The sequence below is a fragment of the Zobellia barbeyronii genome, assembly GCF_018603515.1.
Taxonomy (GTDB): Bacteria; Bacteroidota; Bacteroidia; order Flavobacteriales; family Flavobacteriaceae; genus Zobellia; species Zobellia barbeyronii.
In genome coordinates this window covers 186879-205551 of record NZ_JACATN010000003.1, presented here as the reverse complement: position 1 = coordinate 205551, position 18673 = coordinate 186879, and the positions used below count along the sequence as shown (strand labels likewise).

The window sequence follows — 18673 nt, the reverse complement described above, 5'->3', positions numbered from 1 at the left end:
TATTTACCCTAAGGCTTTTAACTCAACAAAGGGCCACTATTTAACTAACAATAAACCACTATGAATTTAAAAAGAATGTTATTGCTACTGCTGTTCTTCGGCATGGTGTCGCTTCAGGCACAGCAAGATTTGACAGGAACCATTACGGATGAGTCTGGCCAACCGCTACCGGGTGTAAATGTTTTAGTAAAAGGAACTACGGTAGGAACCGTGGCCGATTTTGATGGAAACTATACTATAAAAGCAACTGAGGGTGCTACATTAGAGTTTAGTTATTTGGGATTTGTTACCAAAAGTATTCCAGTAGGAAACGAAACTACCATTAATATGGTACTACAAGAAGACGTGGCTCTTTTAGAAGAGGTTGTTGTTATTGGGTATGGTACATCTACCAAAAAAGATTTAGTGTCTTCCGTATCTTCTATTAAATCAGATGTTCTGGAAAACCAACCTGTAGCTAGAGTAGATCAAGCGTTGCAAGGGCGTGCTACTGGGGTAGAGGTTACTTCCAACAATGGTACACCAGGTTCTGGTTCCACTATTCGTATTAGGGGTAATAGTTCTATCAACGGAAATAATGATCCGTTATATGTTATTGATGGTTTCATTGCAGGAACAGGTTTTAACCTGAATACGATAAACGTAAACGATATTGCTTCTATTGAAATATTAAAAGATGCCACCGCACTTTCCATATATGGTACAAGGGGTGCTTCTGGGGTAATTTTAATTACTACTAAAAATGGTAAAGGCATGGCGCCAGGGAAACCGGTAGTTGCCATAAATCATTACCAAAGTTTACAAGGAACGGCAAACCGTATAGATATTCTTGGCGGACAAGATTTTGTGAACTATAAAAATGAATCGTATCAGTTTACACCGGGACCAGATGGTTTTGGACTTACGGATAGTACATTACCATTGGTTTTAAATCCAGACACTACGACTACCACAGATTGGTTGGATTTAGTGGAGCAACCGGGTTCTATTTCAAATACGGATGTATCCGTAACTGGGAATTCTGAAAATGCCAATTACTTTATCTCTGGAAATTATTTCAATCAAAAAGGGGTTCTTAGAGGCTCTGGATTAGAAAGGGTAAACTTCAGAACCAATCTTGATGTTAGAGTTTCGGATCGGTTTAAGACAGGTATTAGAGCTAATATTACGCACTATAAGATAGAAAATAACAAAGTAGATTATGGTGGGATTGTATCCCAAGTATTACCAACACGTCCGGTGTATTTGGAAGATGGAAGTTTTTCGTTCGAAAATCCTATTAGTGCAGGATTGGAACGTAACCCAGAAGCAGATATACAATTACGTGTAGACCATGATTTGGTTACCCAAGTAATAACCAATGCATATGTAGAATATGAAATAGCTAAAAACCTTTCTTTTAAATCTACTTTTGGAGCTCAGTTAAATTATGTAAAGGAGAACAACTACTTACCAGGTATTTTACCAGAAAGAGTAAATGGAGGTTTCGGTCGTATTAACACCAACTTTACGAAGAGTATATTGAATGAAAACACGCTGAACTATAACTTAGATTTAGATGATCATTCTATAAAAGTACTAGGTGGTTTTACTTGGCAAAAGGATAATAATGAGAGTACTCGTTCTGAGGCTGATCAATTTCCTAACGATGTTGTACTTTTCAATAATTTAGCTTTAGGTGATGCTTCAACAGCAGTAGTAGGCTCGGGATATAGTCAACGTACCTTAAGTTCATTTCTTGGTCGTGTTAACTATGGCTACAAAAGTAAATATTTGCTCACGTTGGTTGGTAGGTATGATGGCTCTTCTGTATTTGAAACGGGTAATAAATATGCCTTTTTCCCTTCTATAGGTGCCGCTTGGAATGTAGACGAGGAAAACTTTATGGCAGATTCAGATGTCATAGATAGGTTTAAAATTAGAGGTAGTTACGGTATTGTTGGAGAGCAAGGGGTCAAAGCTTATAATTCATTAGCAACTTATAATAACACCACAACGGTTTTTAATGGCTCCTTAATAAATGGGGTTGCAGTTGGCGATGTACCAAGTAGCGGTTTAAGTTGGGAAACCACCAAACAATTAGATTTGGGTATTGAATTGGGTTTCTTTAATAATAGAATAACTTTTGAAGCCGATTATTATAAGAAGACAACCGAAGATTTATTATTAGCAGTAGCGCTGTCTGGGCAAGTGGGTGCGAACTCCACAACCCAATTACAAAACCTAGGTTCTGTACGAAACAGTGGTTTTGAATTTGGTTTAAATACTGTTAACGTAGAGAATGAGAATTTTCAATGGGAATCCAACCTAAGTATATCTTCTAATAAAAGTGAGATATTAGAGTTGGATGGTCAAGAGTATATTACTTTACAATCTACAGGAAATCAAGGTGGTAACTCTGCTAGGTTAATCGTTGGAGAATCACTACCTACTTTTGTTGGGGCTAAATATTTGGGAACCTATAAAAGTGCAGATGAGATTATTGCAGACGGTAGAGAAGGACGGTCTTTTATTGGTGGTCCTAGATACGAAGATGTTAATGGCGATTCTAATATTAATGATGAGGATTCAGTAGTATTAGGTAGCCCTATCCCAGATTTTTATGGTGGGTTTAGAAATACATTCACTTATAAAAACCTTTCGTTAGATGTCTTTTTTCACGGAAGTTATGGTGCAGAAATATATAATGTACGTTCACAAACGGCCTATTTTGGTAGGGGAGAACAAAATGTGGACCCTATAGTTCTAGACCGTTGGATTGCTGGTGTAAATGAAACTTCAGACATTCCAAGAGCAGGACCATCCAACAGTCTTTTTAATCCTAATAGCAGTTTAAATATAGAAGATGGTTCTTACATAAGGTTAAAAACCATGTCTTTAAATTACAATGTCCCGTTAGAATCAGGAGGGCTTAGTGATGTGTTCAGTTCATTGAACGTTTATGTTACCGGAACAAATCTTTTACTTTTTACTGACTTTACTTTGGGTGATCCAGAAGTGAATAATTTTAGTTCTGAAAGTACTAATAATTCTTTTGGTTCTGTTTCCCAAGGTTTTGCATCAGGTCAATATCCTTATGCGAAATCAATAACCTTAGGTATAAAAGTAGAATTTTAAAAAAGCAGATATGAAAACTAATATAACGAGTAAATTTTTGATACTACTTGTGGGCTTTCTTGTTTTAAGCTCATGCGATGATTTCTTGGAAGAGGATTTAAGAGATCAAATTACACCAGATGCCTTTTTTACAAATGATAAAGAAGCAGAATTGGCTGTAAATGGAGTGTATAGATTGTTGCAAGACAATAATGTGTACAGACAACGTGGGTTAGATAATTATTACACCAGTGGTGCAGATATACAAGCCGCCAATAGAGATGTAAACAGCTCTATTCATAATTACCTAATTCAGGAAGGAACTGCAGATGGCAACGGAACTTGGATACAGTTGTACAAAGTGGTTAATAATACAACAGAATTTATCTCTAATATAGAGGGTAATGAAAGTTTAACTCAAGAGGCTAGAGATAGTAGATTGGGTGAGCTGCTTTTTCTAAGAGCACTGGCGTATTATCACTTAACCAATTTATGGGGAGACGTACCTTTTTATACAGAGCAGTTGCCTGTCTTGGAAAGGTCTGTATTAGGAAGAACTCCAAAGGCAGAGATAAGAAGTGCTATGAAGGAAGACTTGGCAAGAGCTTTTGATTTGTTGCCTAGTGCTTACTCTGGTAACGATTTAGGTAGAGCTAGTAAATGGGCCGCCGCAACGTTAAAGGCAAAATACCACCTTTTTGATGAGGAATGGGCTTTGGCAAAAGCGGAGTGCGATGTTGTAATAGATGGTGGAGCACACCGGTTATTAGATAATTATGCCGATGTTTTTGATCAGTCAGATCCAAGCAATCAGTATAACGACGAACATATTTATGTAGTTGATTTTGAAGCCGATTATGATGGTTTGTTTACCACAAGAACGGATGATTATAATCCGCGTATTAGAGATGAACCTGCAGGGCGAAATAACGATACTATTGTAGACGGTGTTTCAGGAACTAAAGTGGATATATTTCAAGGTCTATTACGTGATCAAGCCGAAGATATGACCGGTTACGGTTGGTCCGTGCCTTTACCAGAATTTGCTTTACAAGAAAACTGGCAAGAAGGAGACCTTAGATATGATGCTACCATTGTTACTGAGTATTTGGGATGGAAACTAGCGTTTCCTTATTTTAGAAAGAACTGGAATTTGGATCAAGAGAATTCCTTACGTGGCAATCACCCAGAAAATTATATTGTCTTTCGTTTAGCTGATGTATATTTAATGGCGGCAGAGGCTGAAAATGAATTGAACGGTCCTGGAGGCGCTTATTTCTATGTCAATAAAGTAAGAGAAAGAGCATTTGAGCCCGACCAACCATGGACGGGCATGTCTAAAGAAGATTTTAGAGAGGCAATATATGACGAGCGAAAGTTTGAGCTAAGTGCAGAAGGCCATAGAAGAATGGACCTCATACGTTGGGGCATATTGTTAGAAACGGTACAGACTGTTCAACACAGACCATGGAACAATCCAGGTGCTAACATTAAACCATACCATGTTTTGTTGCCTGTACCTCAGAACCAGTTAGAGCTGAATCCAAACTTATTGGAATCAGACCCTACCAACAATGGATACCGATAATTAAAAGGATAAGTATAACTGCCACGGAGTATGATTTCTTACTCCGTGGTACTTACTAAGATTAGAATATGAAACAACTTCTTTATTTTATTTTGCTGGGCACTTTGGTTTTCTCGTGTAAGAACAAGGAAAAAAACACAGCCGAAACAACTGAGCCTACTACTGAAATTAGTAATGCTAAACCAAATATTGTCTACATACTGGCAGATGACCTCGGGTACGGTGATCTAAGTTCGTATGGTCAGAAAAAGTTCAATACGCCTCATATAGATAAGCTGGCAGAGAAAGGCATGCTTTTCACGCAGCACTATTCGGGTAGTACGGTTTGTGCACCTTCTAGGTCGGCATTATTAACCGGTATGCACACAGGGCATACTGTTGTTAGGGGAAATAAAGAAATCATGCCAGAGGGTCAATATCCTTTACCCGATAATACTTTTACTATGGCGGAGGCTATGCAAAAAGCAGGCTATGCGACAGGTGCTTTTGGGAAATGGGGACTTGGATTTCCTGGTTCCGAAGGAGATCCTTTAAACCAAGGCTTTGATACCTTTTTTGGGTACAATTGTCAGCGGTTGGGGCATAATTATTACCCAGACCATCTATGGGCAAATAAAGATTCATTGGTGCTCAAAGGGAATTTAGGAAAGAATAAAGGGACTTACGCACCAGGGTTGATTCATGAAAAAACGTTAGAGTTTATAGAATTGAACAAAGACAATCCGTTCTTCTTATATGTGGCATCTATTATTCCACATGCGGAATTGGCTGCTCCTGAAGAATTCATGGAGAAAAACAGAGGCAAATTCCCTCCAGAAACACCCTATGAAGGTGTTGATGATGGTCCGGAGTTTAACCAAGGGCCATATAGGTCACAAAAAGAACCTCACACGGCATTTGTTTCCATGGTACAATTATTAGATGCGCAAGTTGGAGAAATCGTGGCAAAGCTAGAGGAGTTAGGTATTGCAGATAATACCGTAGTGGTCTTTACTTCAGATAATGGCCCGCATACAGAAGGTGGCGCAGACCCAGAATATTTTGATAGTAACGGACCTTTTCGGGGTACAAAAAGAGACCTTTACGAAGGTGGAATTAGAGTGCCTATGATTGCGGCATGGCCTGGAAAAATTAGACCGGGAAGTACAACGGAGCTGGTATCTGCTTTTTGGGATGTGTTTCCAACATTCTCAGAAATAGCTGGTATTGAAACACCTGAAGGCTTAGATGGTATTTCATTTTTACCCACACTTTTAGGTCATGAAGACTTACAAAAAAATCATGAATACCTGTATTGGGAATTTCATGAAAAAGGCGGTAGACAGGCCATCCGTAAAGATAATTGGAAAGCGGTAAAGTATGATGTTTTCGGTGGGGCAGATGTTGCCATAAAACTATACGACCTTACTACAGATATTGGGGAGCAGAATAATGTAGCTGAGAAAAACCCAGAAGTCATAAAGGAAATGAAAACGCTTTTTGAAAATGCACGTACGCCTTCTGATGTGTTTACTTTCAGTCAAGAGACCTATTTAGACAGCAAATAAGATAATCGTTAGTTTTAGTTAATTGTTTTTTTTTGAAGAGGTCCAATTTTTGGACCTCTTTATTTCCTTTAAAGACAAACTTCAATCCGTAGCTAAAAGAAAGAGCTAGAACACTAAAATAACCACAAGTACCTATGAAAAATAAACTGAGTCTTATTGTCATTCTGTGCGCAATTCTAGTAGGGTTCGTACAAGATAAACGGCCTAATGTATTGATCATAGGAGATTCTATATCCATAGGGTATACCCCTTTTGTAAAACTAGCTTTAGAGGATAGGGCTAATGTGGTTCATAATGAAGGTAATGCCCAGCACACGGGTACTGGACTAGAAAAATTGGATGAATATTTAGGTGACACCAAATGGGATGTTATCCATTTTAATTGGGGATTATGGGATTTGTGTTACCGGCATCCAGACTCAAAAAAAGTGGGAAATAGAGATAAAATAAAAGGTACGGTTACGTATACCCCGGAAGAATACCGAGCGAATTTAGAAACTTTGGTTATCCGTTTACAAAAGACGGGCGCTAAGCTCATTTTTGCCACTACAAGTTATGTTCCGGAAGGAGAAGCAGGCCGTTTTGCAAATGCAGAAAAGATATATAACAGAGAAGCTTTGGCGGTAATGAAGAAGTATGGGATTACGGTGAACCCTTTAGGGAAGATTTCCAAAAAAGTGCATAAAAAACATGCTGCAGGTCCGGGGAATGTTCATTATACCAAAGAAGGTTCTGAATTGCTTTCTAAATCAGTTGTGAAGTATATTGAGAAAGACCTGATAGCGAATTGAATCCTTTTCAAATACACTAAACCAAACCAGAAAGTTGAAGAAAATCATTTTAGTTAGTTGAGTTTTTTTAATAGAGGTTCCGTTTTGAACCTCTATTTTTCTTTCTAATGGAATTTTGCCTTAGGTGTACTTTAGGCGGATTGAAAATTTAAACAGCGATGAATAGAATATCCTTTTTAATAGCATTGAGTTCATTCGTATTATTTTTTTCTTGTAAATCGAATACTGATAAAACCAATGATGTTGTAGATCAAAAGCCCAATATTATTTTAATCTATGCAGATGATTTGGGAATAGGTTTATTGGGGCATGAAGGGCAACAAATCATAAAAACTCCACATATAGATGCATTAGCTAGTGAGGGAATTCGTTTTCAAAATGCATACTCTAATATGTTATGCGCTCCCGCTCGCGCATCCCTTATAACAGGGATTACGGATTGCCATACCCAGAAATTTGAGATTACGCCAGGGGCAATGTATAAAAAAATAAGTACACATAATCTTACTCAAACCGAAGTTGAAAATAATATAAACCAAGCGCTACGCCCCATACCTAAAAATCAGGTGTTTCTTGGGCAAGTAGCCCAAGAAGCAGGATATAAAACGGCTGAAATCGGGAAGTTAGAATGGGGTTTTTCGGCTACGGACCAGCAAATGAAAAGACATGGTTGGGATTATTATTACGGATACTTAGACCATGTTAGAGCACATGGTTTTTATCCACCTTTTGTATTTGAAAATGGTAAAAAGGTAAATATTAAAGGAAACACACTTGCCAACGCGGGAAAGTCCGGTGAGCCAGAAACACCTGAGAACCTCACGGAAAGGCATGATATAAAAGGGAAGGTTCATTATTCGCAAGACCTGTTTATGAATAGAGCGCTCAATTTTATAGAAACCAACCGCGACAATCCTTTCTTCCTTTATTTCCCCACTCAACTACCACACGGTCCTGTGGCCATTCCTAAAGTACATCCGGATTTTGTAAATGACGATAGGCTTACACCTATTGAAAAGGAATACGCCTCTATGGTCAAAATGTTGGACGATAATGTGGGGCAGCTAATGCAAAAATTGAAAGAATTAGAACTAGATGAGAATACCATTGTCCTATTTACGGCAGATAACGGTCATGAAATCTATTATGCGCAAGAAGGGCGGGTTTTAAAACCATACGCGAATATAGAAACAGGCCAACGGTTTGACGATGTGGAGCGTAAATATTACAGCAATCTTGCAGGAGATGTTTTTGATGGTAACGGTGGCCAAGCGGGTATGAAAAGAAGTAATCTTCAAGGTGGAATTAGGGTTCCGCTTATTTTTAGATGGCCTGCTAAAATACAACCGGGAAAAACTAGTAAACGGCTTGTTGCTAATTATGATTTAGTGGCCACACTTGCAGAGGTTACTGGTTTCAATAAACCGTTCCGTACGGATGGTATTTCGTACTATGATGAATTGCTTGGCACTAGTACAGATAATGGTCATGAATCTGTGGTGTATTCCTCGTATACCGGTCCCACTTTAGTTACCAAAGAGGGTTGGAAAATTAGAACCGATTTAAAAAAAGAAGTATTTGAATTGTTCTTTCTACCTGAGGATTACAAAGAGGAAAAGGACTTATCAAATGAGCATCCGGATAAACTGGAAGCACTTAAAAAGGAACTTTTAAAAGCTTGTGAAGGCGATTTAAAAAATGGATTTTTCAGTAATGAGGGCAGCATAATGAAAGTCCCTAGTGTAGCCAAGAAATAATAGAAATTGAAATATAGGAAAGGTGATGAAAAAATGGATTTTACTAAGTTTAGCGAGTAGCAGTTTTTACTTCCTATCAGCGCAAGGGCAAGCTGTTGTTGAAATCAATATTGATGCTACTATTACTTTTCAGACCATTCATAATTTTGGCGCTTCGGATGCTTGGGCAGCGCAATATGTAGGGCTGTGGCCTGAAGCCAAAAAAAGCAAAGTAGCGGAATGGCTGTTCAGTACCGAAACCGATGCAACGGGTTCGCCCAAAGGGATTGGTTTAACCGCTTGGCGTTTTAATATTGGCGCAGGAAGTGCCACTCAGGAAGATGATAGCGGTATAAAAGATCCATGGCGAAGAACCGAAGGATTTCTGCAAGCCAATGAAACGTATGACTGGCAAAAACAAGCAGGACAGCGTTGGTTCTTGCAGGCTGCTAAAGAGCAAGGTGTACATCAGTTTGTTGCTTTTGTAAACAGTCCGCCAATTTACTTTACTAAAAACAAAAAGGCACATTCGGACGATGGATTATCGGCAAATTTGAGTAGTGACAATTATGCTGCCTATGCCAATTTTCTAACAGATGTACTTCATCACTTTAAAGATAGCTTAGCCATAGATTTTGATTATGTGAGTCCGTTTAACGAACCGCAATGGGAATGGAAAGGTGGGCAAGAAGGCTCGCCTTGGAATAATATTGAGTTGGCTGTGGCCGCTAGGGTAATCGATTCGATATTTCAACTTGAAAAAATCAACTCTAAAATAGAAATTACGGAAGCCGGTGCTATCGATTATTTAACGGGAACAAAGAAGAAATACCAAAATAGAAGCGACCAGATTGAAACTTTCTTCAATCCCACAAGCCCACATTATTTAGGGAGTTTAAACACCTTGGCACCTAAAATAGCTGCACACAGTTATTTTACGACCTGGAGCATAGAGAAGTTAAAAAGAGAGCGAGAACGCATTGCAGAAAAATTGCTGAAATATCCAGATTTGGAATATTGGATGAGTGAATATTGCATCTTAGAGAATAACGAAGAGATTAAAGGAAAGGGTAGGGATTTGGGTATACAAACCGCCTTATACGTGGCGCGTGTAATTCATGCGGATCTCACTATTGCCAATGCAAGTGCTTGGCACTGGTGGTTGGCTATGAGTCCGTATGACTTTAAAGATGGCTTGGTCTATCATGATAAGAACATTGCAGATGGTGCTATCTATGATTCAAAATTGTTGTGGGCGCTTGGTAACTATGCGCGATTTATACGTCCGGGAGCTACTCGAATTTCAGTTGCGTATGATAATAGTACCAGCGTAGAGACGCTACAAAATGGCATTTTGGTTTCAGCATATGAGAATACAGATGGGAAAAGGGTTGTGGTAGCAGTCAACCAAAGAGAGGATAAGGTACTTCTAGCGCTTCAAATGAATATGGAAGGATACACCAAGCTAAAGTCTTATACCACCAATAAGGACCAGAATTTAAAGCATAGCAATTTAGAAAAACCAGAAGATGGTAAATTTCTGTTGAGTGAAAAATCGGTGACTACTTTTGTATTTGAGAAATAGCCAACCAAGTACTATTCTGCAGGGCTATGCTGATTTTGATTTTTCTTAAAAAAATGCTCTAAGATTTTTACCAGATATACAATGCCGTACACAACTAAAATACTACCAAGTATATAGCTGCCTTTCATGAAGTAAATCGTTGAGCCGATTACACCAAATAGCATGTAAAAAAAGTCTGAATAGATGTTACTTTGTATTACTCTTTCCATAAGATGGGGCTTAAGATAAAAGTTAGTAAAACGGCTGTACTCCTGTGTGCTATTGACCTGTAGAGTGGTTTACTAATTTAATACATAAGTTTTAAATAGAAAAACGGAATCTCTATTTTATGAGCTTTTTATAGGTGTTTACTTCAAAATCAGTCTGTTGCTAAGAATTGTAATTACGTAATACAGCGTGTACAAATTCCAGCTTTTGGAGCACGTTTTGGGGTACCACAAAAGGGTATACATCTGGTTGGCCCATACTACGGTTTAAACTATTTACGGCAATGGATAACGGCACAATAGCTTTAAAGATATCAGTGAAGTTAGGATGGTAATAGGCATCGGTAATATTGGTCTCCGCATTCGTTAGCAATCCAAAATTTAATGCGGTGTCTACCATATCTACTATGTGTAAATAATGCGCCCAAGTTTCGGCCCAATCTTCCCACGGGTGAGAACTGGCATATTTGCTTATGTAATTCCCTTTCCAGTTGTAATTGTGCTCTTTTTTATAATGCTGCTCTAAGGCTTGGCCGTAATCTGCACGGTCGTCTCCAAAAAGATTACGAAACGCAGTTAAATTATTTTGGTTTTCATAAATAAGCCTATCCCAATAGTAGTGGCCTACTTCATGTCTAAAATGCCCAATTAAGGTACGGTAAGGCTCCTCTAATTCCCTTCTTGCCTGTTCTCTAGAAATAGCATCGGCCTCAGCTAGGTTTATGGTAACCAGTCCGTTTGCATGGCCCGTCATGGCAGATTGGTTTTCTTTTAGCTTTTCATCTTCGGAAAGAAAATTAAATTCCAAATTATGGCTCCCAGTAGTGTTTCCATAGAAAGGTAATCTCCACCGTTTTAGGGCATAAATTAGGCGGTGTTTGGCCATTTCAATATTCTTCCACTCGTCAAGATAGTCCTTTACGGAAAGATTGGGAATGGTACGGTTAAGCTTGCAGGCCTCACAGAAGGTATCTGCACCGTTTGCTTCTATCAGCCAGTTGCACACATGGTGTTGGTGGTTACTGCAATAGTGATAATTTCGTCCGTCTAGCTGAAACGTAGGTACGTTCTGCTGCGCGTTGGTGGCGAGCATACGAGAAGAAATAGGCTCGTAACCTAACCATTGTTTGCAGGCCACACAGGTATGATTTTCAAAATACACCACATTGGAGCAGTGTTGGCAGGTAAATTTTTTCATTGAAAACAGGTATTAGACTTGGGGACGAGTACTGTATTAAAATATCCCTGCAAAGGTGCTAATTATTGCGGAACAGTGTATCTCAAAAACACTATTAAATGCTCTTAAAAGATTCTACTGCAATACCTGATATAAGGCCTAATCCACTAAAATGGTATAAATACCGCTCTCTTTGTTCAATTCAGAATCTGCTTTTTCTATGCGTATTTCTGTAAAATCTGTATTTGGGCAGCAGCCATCGGTGGAACGTTCTGCGGTTACATAAAGTTCAAATACGCTTTTGGTGGCTATTTGAATGCTATACGCAACGGTTTCCGTTTCCCAGCCAATGGTATTTATTATAATGAGGTTGGTATTATTCTCATCTTGGAACGTAAATTCAACGGCGCTTTGGTCGTCAAGATCTACTACGCTTATGTCATTGGCGTTATAGGTCTCATTAGTAAATAGATTCTCTCCGGAAGTTTTGTCTACCAATTCAAAAGAAAAGGGTTCAGGAGGTGTAAAGCAGGTAACCTCACTACAATTATCATCGTCCTTACATGCTTGTGAAAATAGCAGAACGAATAAGAAAAGAAGTTTAAAACTAGATTTCATAGCTCGTCTAAATTAAAAGGTTTGGGGTTTGTTATTGTGCGGTTAAAAAATAGAACTGTAGTATAGATGCAGATTCTCTAAGGGGTTGCTTTCTCAACTTCCATTTTGTCTAATTCTGCTTATTATAAAAGTGATAAGCAAACCCAAAGTAAAGGTGGTTACTACGGTACAAAAAAGTAGCGCCAGTACAGCGGGAATCATCATAGGGTAGTTGTCTTCTTGGGAAAATAGAAGGATGAAACAAAAGGTAGCCCATATGATACCGTTTACTACCGCAGAATACATAAACGAGCTAAAAAGTAAAGATTTACCATGGTGCAAGTGGTCATAGGCTACTTTTGCGCCAATTCCCAAGGCCACTAAAAAAGATAAAGCCAACCCTAGGGTTGGCCATCCATATCCTGCTATGATAGCGAAGGAAAACAACCCTTCTCCAGTAAAAAAAAGTGGTAGATAAATAGTAGCAATTATAGTTAGGAGCCCTATGGGTAAACCTAATACGTAGGATACTAAAATACTATTCCGTAGAGATTTATTCATTTTTGAAGTCTGTTCCAAACCAATTTAATTTGGTGCACAAGCTAAGTGCTCATTACAAGCTTGAATATACTTTTTTTTACCCCATTGTAAATAGTTATTCTTGTTTCAATTTCAATAACACCTCTTTTGCATGTTCATTTTCAGGGTTTAATTCAATAGATTTCTTGTACATTTCAATGCCTTCTGCTTTTTTATCTGCCGCTAATAAAGCTTCGCCATAACTATCATATGCATTAGCACTTTCTGGGAATAGCATGGTATTCAATTTAAAAATCGCTAAAGCCTGATCAAGTTCTTCGGTTTGCATAAATGAATACCCTAATGTATTCAAATCATGTTCTGAACGATTATGAACTTTAGTTTCAATAGCTAATGCTATGGCATTGTCAAGCGCTTTTTGTAGCACTGCATTTTGTTGGTCTTTAGCTAACGTTTCTGAGTAAGCTTTAATGATAGTATTGATGATCAACGCAGGATTATCTTCAAAAACGGCATGACCACTGCCTTTGGCTATTATATTGGTCACATTCTTGTTTCTTTCGCCTAGCTCGTCCTGAAGTTTTTTCCATCTAGTTGAAAGCATCTCAGGAAAATATGGAAATGAGTTTTCTGGAAAAACGCTGGTAATAGACGTATGTTCTGGGAACTGCATACCTCTTACAGAACGCATCGTTTCATTATAATTTGCATTCGCATAATAATCACCGGTACCCTTTGGAATAGTACTTATATCCACATTCATATCTCTCATGGTCAGTAATTCTTCGTTCCAAAAATCAATGGGCGTTGCATCTATTAAAACAATGGACTTCACCTTTTTAGGATGTTTACGGGTGTATAGTAGATTGTAGAGTCCGCCGTAGGAGTGGGAAACTAAGATAATATCCTTGTCGTACCCTAATTTAGAAAGACCTGTTTCTAATTCTTTAATTCCGTTTTCTATTCCAAAATCGGCATCGTTTTTAAGTTTGGGGTTTAACTCGCTTGTTCCAATTCCTGACCGGTCATAAGTAATTAGGGTTGTTCCCGTAACGGTATGAATTTTTTCTAAAATGGGTTCCCAGACGGAAGCATCATTACCTCCACCAGCTTCAAAAAGAATGGGAGTGCCTTCTCCTTTTATAATATTGAAATGCATTTTGTAACCTCCTACATCCACCAGTGTATCTTGGCTTTGAGCATTCATGGAGAGTGGTACTATTAAAGCGAATAAGAATTTAAAATAGAAATTTTTCATTAGGTCGTTATTTATAGTTTAAAAAATGTTCATTACTATTAAGTATTACTGACGACTAAAATATAAAGCGCTTAATTTTTGAAAAAGAAAGTAAGTCCTTTTGTGGCGAAATGACTAGATTTTGGTACTAGTGGATAAATAGTTCTTTACAGAAGAGTAGTAGGATTTAGAAACCGGAACCGAAACCGCAACGCCCTTAAAAGAAATAGCGGCCTTATTAGAGTTTCCTACTAAACATTCTACCTTATGTGGGTTTACAACAAACGATCTATGTACTTTAAGAAGAAAGGCAAAGTCATTTAGAATACGCTTTAATGTACCCCGCATTAAATGTTTAGTGTAATCTCCATCCTTTAAATAATGTATTTCTATATAATTATCTTGAGATTGTATATATAAAAGCTGTTCCAAATTTGTGCTAAACCCAGCTGCACCATTATCTTCTTTTATGCTTAAAATATTTTCCGCATCTGCTAAATATTCTTTGGAGATGGGTGCATATACTTGAATGGGAAACACGACTGTTTTTAAAAAGTGGAAAATAGAAAGAATAACAGGGTAAAAAGGTAAACCCAATACAAGAATGTATTCCAATAGAAAACCAAAAGTAACATGCCCATCTTTTACAACAACATAACGGTCATAAAGAAAAATAAGAGTCACACTTACTAGGGCAAGAAAAACATCAAAAAGAATAAGTTTTAAATAATTGAATTTTATGGTTTTAAACCACCTTAATAAAATTTCGTACCCCAGAATATAGACTGCCGTACAAATTAACCCAACACCAATATGAACAAGCGTTATATACGGGTGGTCTATTATACTTTTTTCAAACGGCTTAAGGCCTATTAAAATTAAAGAGACAAAGAAGCCTAGAAAGAAAGCGGAATACCAATATTTCTTGCGGTCGCCACTTAAATAAAAGCTTCGTTTATAGTTTTGTTTAAAATTATCCATTCAACATATTAAAATAAAAACCGCTTACAACTATCATGTTTTATTTTTTAACCTTCAATTGAAATAAACTCCAAGTCTGTACTAGCTAATTGTTCTTTTAAGCATTTTCAAATTTTGGATTTAGTGCACTTGTTCCAAAACCAGACCGGTCATAGGTAATTAGTGTTCTACAGGTAACGTCATGATTTTTTTCATTAGTGTTCTGCTTTAAGATTTAATTGATCTACGAGATTTAAAGTATTGATTTTTACTCGATAATCGAGTTTAAATGCTCCGAGGCCTGCCTCGAAATCAATGTGTATACTTTTTAATGTCTCGTGGGCTTGCCTAGAGGTAGTTTACTGCCCTACATGAATTAAGCCAAAGTATAATGTACTTAAATTAAAAAGAATAATTAGACCTTTGTGTGGTAAAATGTTTGGTCTTTAAGAACAACAATCAGCCTAAAATATAGTTATCCAAAGGGAGTAGGTTTTTGAAATGTAATGGGAACCTATTTAGTTATGTATTAATGAATTAAACACCCATTATGGCTAGAACTATGCGTAAGCTTACCTACTATAAAACTACAATACTACTGGCATTTGCATTTCTAGTACTGCAACTAGGCTCTTGTTCATCGGATACTGATGCATTCAATACCCCTAACACTGCAAATACACCTCCTGACGTAACACCAGAGGCTACTCCGGAAGATTCTCCAGAAGATACACCAGAAGCTACTCCAGAGACACCTGTGGTCATTACCGAACCGGAAATAACAGCGTTTAGATTTAGTACGGCAGATAATGAAGGTCTTACTACGGATATCATAGGCACATTGGATAAGGATACTAAAACAATTCATGTTGAGCTGAATCCCTATAGCGTTGCCATCCAGGAATTAATGCCTACCATTGCGCTATCATCAGGTACTACGGTGAGTCCGGAATCTAAGGCTGTTCAAGATTTTAGTAGTGAGATTACCTATACGGTAACTGCAGAAAACGGCACCATAGCAACGTATACCATCGTACCGTCTCTAAGCGGAAACATTTGCAAATCTAACCTTCAAGAATCAGGACCTATAAGTGTTAGTGCCAATAACCAACGCATAGAAAATCTATATATTAAAACTTCTAACCAGCATGGTATAGAAATAAACAATTTTTCTGGCGTAGTCATCAGCAACTGTATTATTGAGTATACGGGTGCCTATACCGGCATTAAATTCGCAAATGCAGATAATTTAACCATAAATAATTGTTCCATTACCTATACCAATGCGCCGTCTAGCGGTCCTTTACCGGATGCCACAAGAAATTGTATTGAGGGTATTGAATCTCAAAATTTAGTGATTACCAATGTAAAAGTTAAAGATGGTTCTACGGGTATTAGTTTAAACCAGTGCGATGATTCTGTATTAACCTATATTGAAGGGCATAATATGAGAGGTCCGTACCCTAGAGGGCAATTTGTGCAATATGATAAATGTATAGGCGGATTATTAGAGAATTTTTCGGTGATTAACGACCGGAATATCGCTTGGACGGAGGATAATATTAGTATCTATAAAAGTGCCGGACAACAAATTAAAAAAGGCTTGATCGTAGGTAACAATAGTCCCACTGGTGTAGGCGTACTATTTGAAGACCAGAATACGGAAGGTGCCCGTGGTGGCTTTGGCGGATTGGTAGAAGATGTAGATTTTCTAGAAATGGGCAATGGTGTTGTTTCTTCTGTGGAAGGTTCTAAAAATGTGATTTTTACCAGAATACGTGCGAAGCAAATTATATGTGGTGATTTAGGACAGAATAGGGGGGTACCTACTTCTAATTCCTTAATATTTGCGGCATTTGGCACTGCTGAAGGTACGGGTGCCAATAAAATAGTAGACTGTATTGTTTACAACTCCTGTAACCCTACCAACATTGTTTGGCCAGAGCATAATTTTGAGTTGATTGACTATAGAGACGATATAGATTTTGAACCCAGAAAACCTATTGAACTTCATTTTACTTGTCCATAGGATAACTAAGACTTTGCTGTTGCAGGTAACTTCTGGACATTCGGCTAATAATAACCTAGGGTTGAACCTTGGGGTTTAAATTTTTAAGATTGCCGACAGGAAATCAGCATAATTCTTATCATTGTAGAGTAATGCAGTGGCAACTATGGTTATAAAACAGATAGGTATTATTTTATTTAGTGTTCTTACATTTTGTAGCTGTAAAAGCGCTAACAACCAAAACAAATTGATTCCTGAGCAATCAACCGTGCAAAATGATAGTGTTGCGGAGACTCCCATTAAGGTGTTCAATGTACAATTTGATAGCATTCAGACAGACGCTGTAGAACAATTAGCACTACTTAATGAAAGCTTAAGCAGTTTGTATAAAAATGCTGACGCTATAGCGGATGAAGCATATGTAACCCGAAGATTAAACAATTACAAAGCCAAAAGATTTGCGGGAACCTTAGCCCAAGATTTTGATAATAGTGATTTTACAAAGGCTACCCGATTAAACGTTTCTTTTTTAACCAAAAACGAAGAAAACCCTAAGGGAAATATTAAGGTGGAAGAATGGTTTTTTAAAGATGAGAACAGCGCTAAATCTTGTTTTCAGAGTCTACAAAATTATAGGGAACGAGAAATACATTTTAAATTTATTAGTTGGATATGGGTACAACAAAACAATAAATTATTCCTCGTATTTTCTACGGACTTTGTGGTGGATTCTGAACCTATGCAAACCATAAAACAACACTTAATTGGTATGTTGAAAAAGCAGGGGGAATATAATCTAATAGAAATGGATTGAGGTTTTGATAGGATTCAGTGTCCATTAGTATTTCTTTAATTGGATGAATGTCTAATTTATATTACGGGTTGGTTAAGAAACGTTATTTTATTACTTATTAGGAACATCACAGTTTTCCTCAAGCTCTAATTTAAGATCATTTTCAAATCGGCTGAAATCTAAACTATCACTAAGATTATATTGCCCATAAATACTGACTAAATATTTTTCGATACTTTTTTTTCTAATTCTGTCAACGACTTGCCCTGATAATTTAGGTTCAATTTTTGCCTGAGTGCAAATGTCATCAGCCACTTTTTCGATAATATTTTCAGAATTGTTTCGCAGTGTAGTAAACAGGGAATCAATTTTAGCAAATTCGGGACAATTGGTTTTTAATCCTTCGGATAATATGTAAGAGGTATTCTTTTCTGTTAATTCAGGGCTCTTTTTAGGATTATCATTCGCGAAGTTTTCTAAAATTTTTTTGACTTTTTCGGGATGATTGGTAGTCGATTCCTTTAAACAATCTTTAGTTCTATAGGCTAATTCACTTTCATTGGATTTATCCTTTATTTGATTGATACAATCACAGGTAGATTCGTAAAAGTTATTTTGGGAGTATGTTTTATGAACTGTTAATAGCAATACTAGAATTAAAATGTTTTTCATTCTTATAATTTTGGCAACGCACTTATTTATGAAAAGTGGCGAATTAAATGAGCGTTGTAGTAATTCTTTATTTACTTATACGGGAAGGTGTATAAAGCTTATGGATTATTTTGGACTGGATTTTTAGGTTGTAGCGTCAG

General features: G+C 37.4%; 14 protein-coding genes. 8 read left to right on the top strand and 6 right to left on the bottom strand.

Annotated features, from left to right (window positions below):
- Positions 1 to 60: 60 nt before the first annotated feature.
- The 6 genes from HW347_RS09430 to HW347_RS09405 all read left to right on the top strand — a co-directional run bounded on the left by HW347_RS09430 (position 61) and on the right by HW347_RS09405 (position 10343).
- Positions 61 to 3117 (top strand): SusC/RagA family TonB-linked outer membrane protein, encoded by a 3057-nt coding sequence (locus tag HW347_RS09430; protein WP_214611651.1) that lies wholly within the window; start codon positions 61 to 63, stop codon positions 3115 to 3117.
- A gap of 10 nt (positions 3118 to 3127) precedes the next feature.
- Positions 3128 to 4684, top strand: a complete 1557-nt coding sequence (locus tag HW347_RS09425) for a RagB/SusD family nutrient uptake outer membrane protein (RefSeq protein WP_214611650.1) — start codon at positions 3128 to 3130, stop codon at positions 4682 to 4684.
- 68 nt (positions 4685 to 4752) lie between these two features.
- A complete protein-coding gene (locus tag HW347_RS09420; protein WP_214611649.1) occupies positions 4753 to 6231 on the top strand; it encodes an arylsulfatase in 1479 nt (492 codons plus the stop codon).
- Between the two features lie 134 nt (positions 6232 to 6365).
- Complete coding sequence (locus HW347_RS09415; RefSeq protein WP_214611648.1) at positions 6366 to 7022, top strand: SGNH/GDSL hydrolase family protein; 657 nt, start codon at positions 6366 to 6368, stop codon at positions 7020 to 7022.
- 158 nt (positions 7023 to 7180) lie between these two features.
- Entirely contained in the window at positions 7181 to 8779 is a 1599-nt protein-coding gene (locus HW347_RS09410) for an arylsulfatase (protein WP_214611647.1), read from the top strand.
- Between the two features lie 25 nt (positions 8780 to 8804).
- Positions 8805 to 10343: a glycoside hydrolase gene (locus tag HW347_RS09405; RefSeq protein WP_214611646.1), complete on the top strand. Its 1539-nt coding sequence runs from the start codon at positions 8805 to 8807 to the stop codon at positions 10341 to 10343.
- 369 nt (positions 10344 to 10712) lie between these two features.
- Here HW347_RS09405 and HW347_RS09400 read toward each other — a convergent pair whose 3' ends face one another.
- The 5 genes from HW347_RS09400 to HW347_RS09380 all read right to left on the bottom strand — a co-directional run bounded on the left by HW347_RS09400 (position 10713) and on the right by HW347_RS09380 (position 15081).
- Complete coding sequence (locus HW347_RS09400) at positions 10713 to 11747, bottom strand: zinc-binding metallopeptidase family protein (protein ID WP_214611645.1); 1035 nt, start codon at positions 11745 to 11747, stop codon at positions 10713 to 10715.
- Positions 11748 to 11885: 138 nt separating this feature from the next.
- Complete coding sequence (locus tag HW347_RS09395; protein WP_214611644.1) at positions 11886 to 12344, bottom strand: hypothetical protein; 459 nt, start codon at positions 12342 to 12344, stop codon at positions 11886 to 11888.
- Between the two features lie 93 nt (positions 12345 to 12437).
- The gene (locus HW347_RS09390) at positions 12438 to 12884 is read right to left on the bottom strand and encodes a hypothetical protein (RefSeq protein WP_214611643.1); all 447 of its coding nucleotides are present in this window, start codon (positions 12882 to 12884) and stop codon (positions 12438 to 12440) included.
- Positions 12885 to 12978: 94 nt separating this feature from the next.
- Complete coding sequence (locus tag HW347_RS09385) at positions 12979 to 14121, bottom strand: alpha/beta fold hydrolase (RefSeq protein WP_214611642.1); 1143 nt, start codon at positions 14119 to 14121, stop codon at positions 12979 to 12981.
- 114 nt (positions 14122 to 14235) lie between these two features.
- Positions 14236 to 15081, bottom strand: coding sequence for a LytTR family DNA-binding domain-containing protein (locus tag HW347_RS09380; RefSeq protein ID WP_214611641.1), 846 nt, complete (start codon positions 15079 to 15081; stop codon positions 14236 to 14238).
- A gap of 529 nt (positions 15082 to 15610) precedes the next feature.
- On the opposite strand from HW347_RS09380, the gene HW347_RS09375 reads away from it, so the two are divergent.
- Positions 15611 to 17089, top strand: a complete 1479-nt coding sequence (locus tag HW347_RS09375; protein ID WP_214611640.1) for a right-handed parallel beta-helix repeat-containing protein — start codon at positions 15611 to 15613, stop codon at positions 17087 to 17089.
- 145 nt (positions 17090 to 17234) lie between these two features.
- A complete protein-coding gene (locus HW347_RS09370; RefSeq protein ID WP_214611639.1) occupies positions 17235 to 17882 on the top strand; it encodes a hypothetical protein in 648 nt (215 codons plus the stop codon).
- Positions 17883 to 17972: 90 nt separating this feature from the next.
- Here the strand turns inward: HW347_RS09370 and HW347_RS09365 are convergent, their stop codons facing one another.
- A complete protein-coding gene (locus HW347_RS09365; RefSeq protein WP_155597069.1) occupies positions 17973 to 18533 on the bottom strand; it encodes a hypothetical protein in 561 nt (186 codons plus the stop codon).
- Positions 18534 to 18673 lie beyond the last annotated feature (140 nt).

Coding starts and splice junctions, on each gene's coding strand:
- HW347_RS09430 (WP_214611651.1), top strand. CDS start 61: ATGAATTTAAAAAGAATGTTATTGCTACTGCTGTTCTTCGGCATGGTG.
- HW347_RS09425 (WP_214611650.1), top strand. CDS start 3,128: ATGAAAACTAATATAACGAGTAAATTTTTGATACTACTTGTGGGCTTT.
- HW347_RS09420 (WP_214611649.1), top strand. CDS start 4,753: ATGAAACAACTTCTTTATTTTATTTTGCTGGGCACTTTGGTTTTCTCG.
- HW347_RS09415 (WP_214611648.1), top strand. CDS start 6,366: ATGAAAAATAAACTGAGTCTTATTGTCATTCTGTGCGCAATTCTAGTA.
- HW347_RS09410 (WP_214611647.1), top strand. CDS start 7,181: ATGAATAGAATATCCTTTTTAATAGCATTGAGTTCATTCGTATTATTT.
- HW347_RS09405 (WP_214611646.1), top strand. CDS start 8,805: ATGAAAAAATGGATTTTACTAAGTTTAGCGAGTAGCAGTTTTTACTTC.
- HW347_RS09400 (WP_214611645.1), bottom strand. CDS start 11,747: ATGAAAAAATTTACCTGCCAACACTGCTCCAATGTGGTGTATTTTGAA.
- HW347_RS09395 (WP_214611644.1), bottom strand. CDS start 12,344: ATGAAATCTAGTTTTAAACTTCTTTTCTTATTCGTTCTGCTATTTTCA.
- HW347_RS09390 (WP_214611643.1), bottom strand. CDS start 12,884: ATGAATAAATCTCTACGGAATAGTATTTTAGTATCCTACGTATTAGGT.
- HW347_RS09385 (WP_214611642.1), bottom strand. CDS start 14,121: ATGAAAAATTTCTATTTTAAATTCTTATTCGCTTTAATAGTACCACTC.
- HW347_RS09380 (WP_214611641.1), bottom strand. CDS start 15,081: ATGGATAATTTTAAACAAAACTATAAACGAAGCTTTTATTTAAGTGGC.
- HW347_RS09375 (WP_214611640.1), top strand. CDS start 15,611: ATGGCTAGAACTATGCGTAAGCTTACCTACTATAAAACTACAATACTA.
- HW347_RS09370 (WP_214611639.1), top strand. CDS start 17,235: ATGGTTATAAAACAGATAGGTATTATTTTATTTAGTGTTCTTACATTT.
- HW347_RS09365 (WP_155597069.1), bottom strand. CDS start 18,533: ATGAAAAACATTTTAATTCTAGTATTGCTATTAACAGTTCATAAAACA.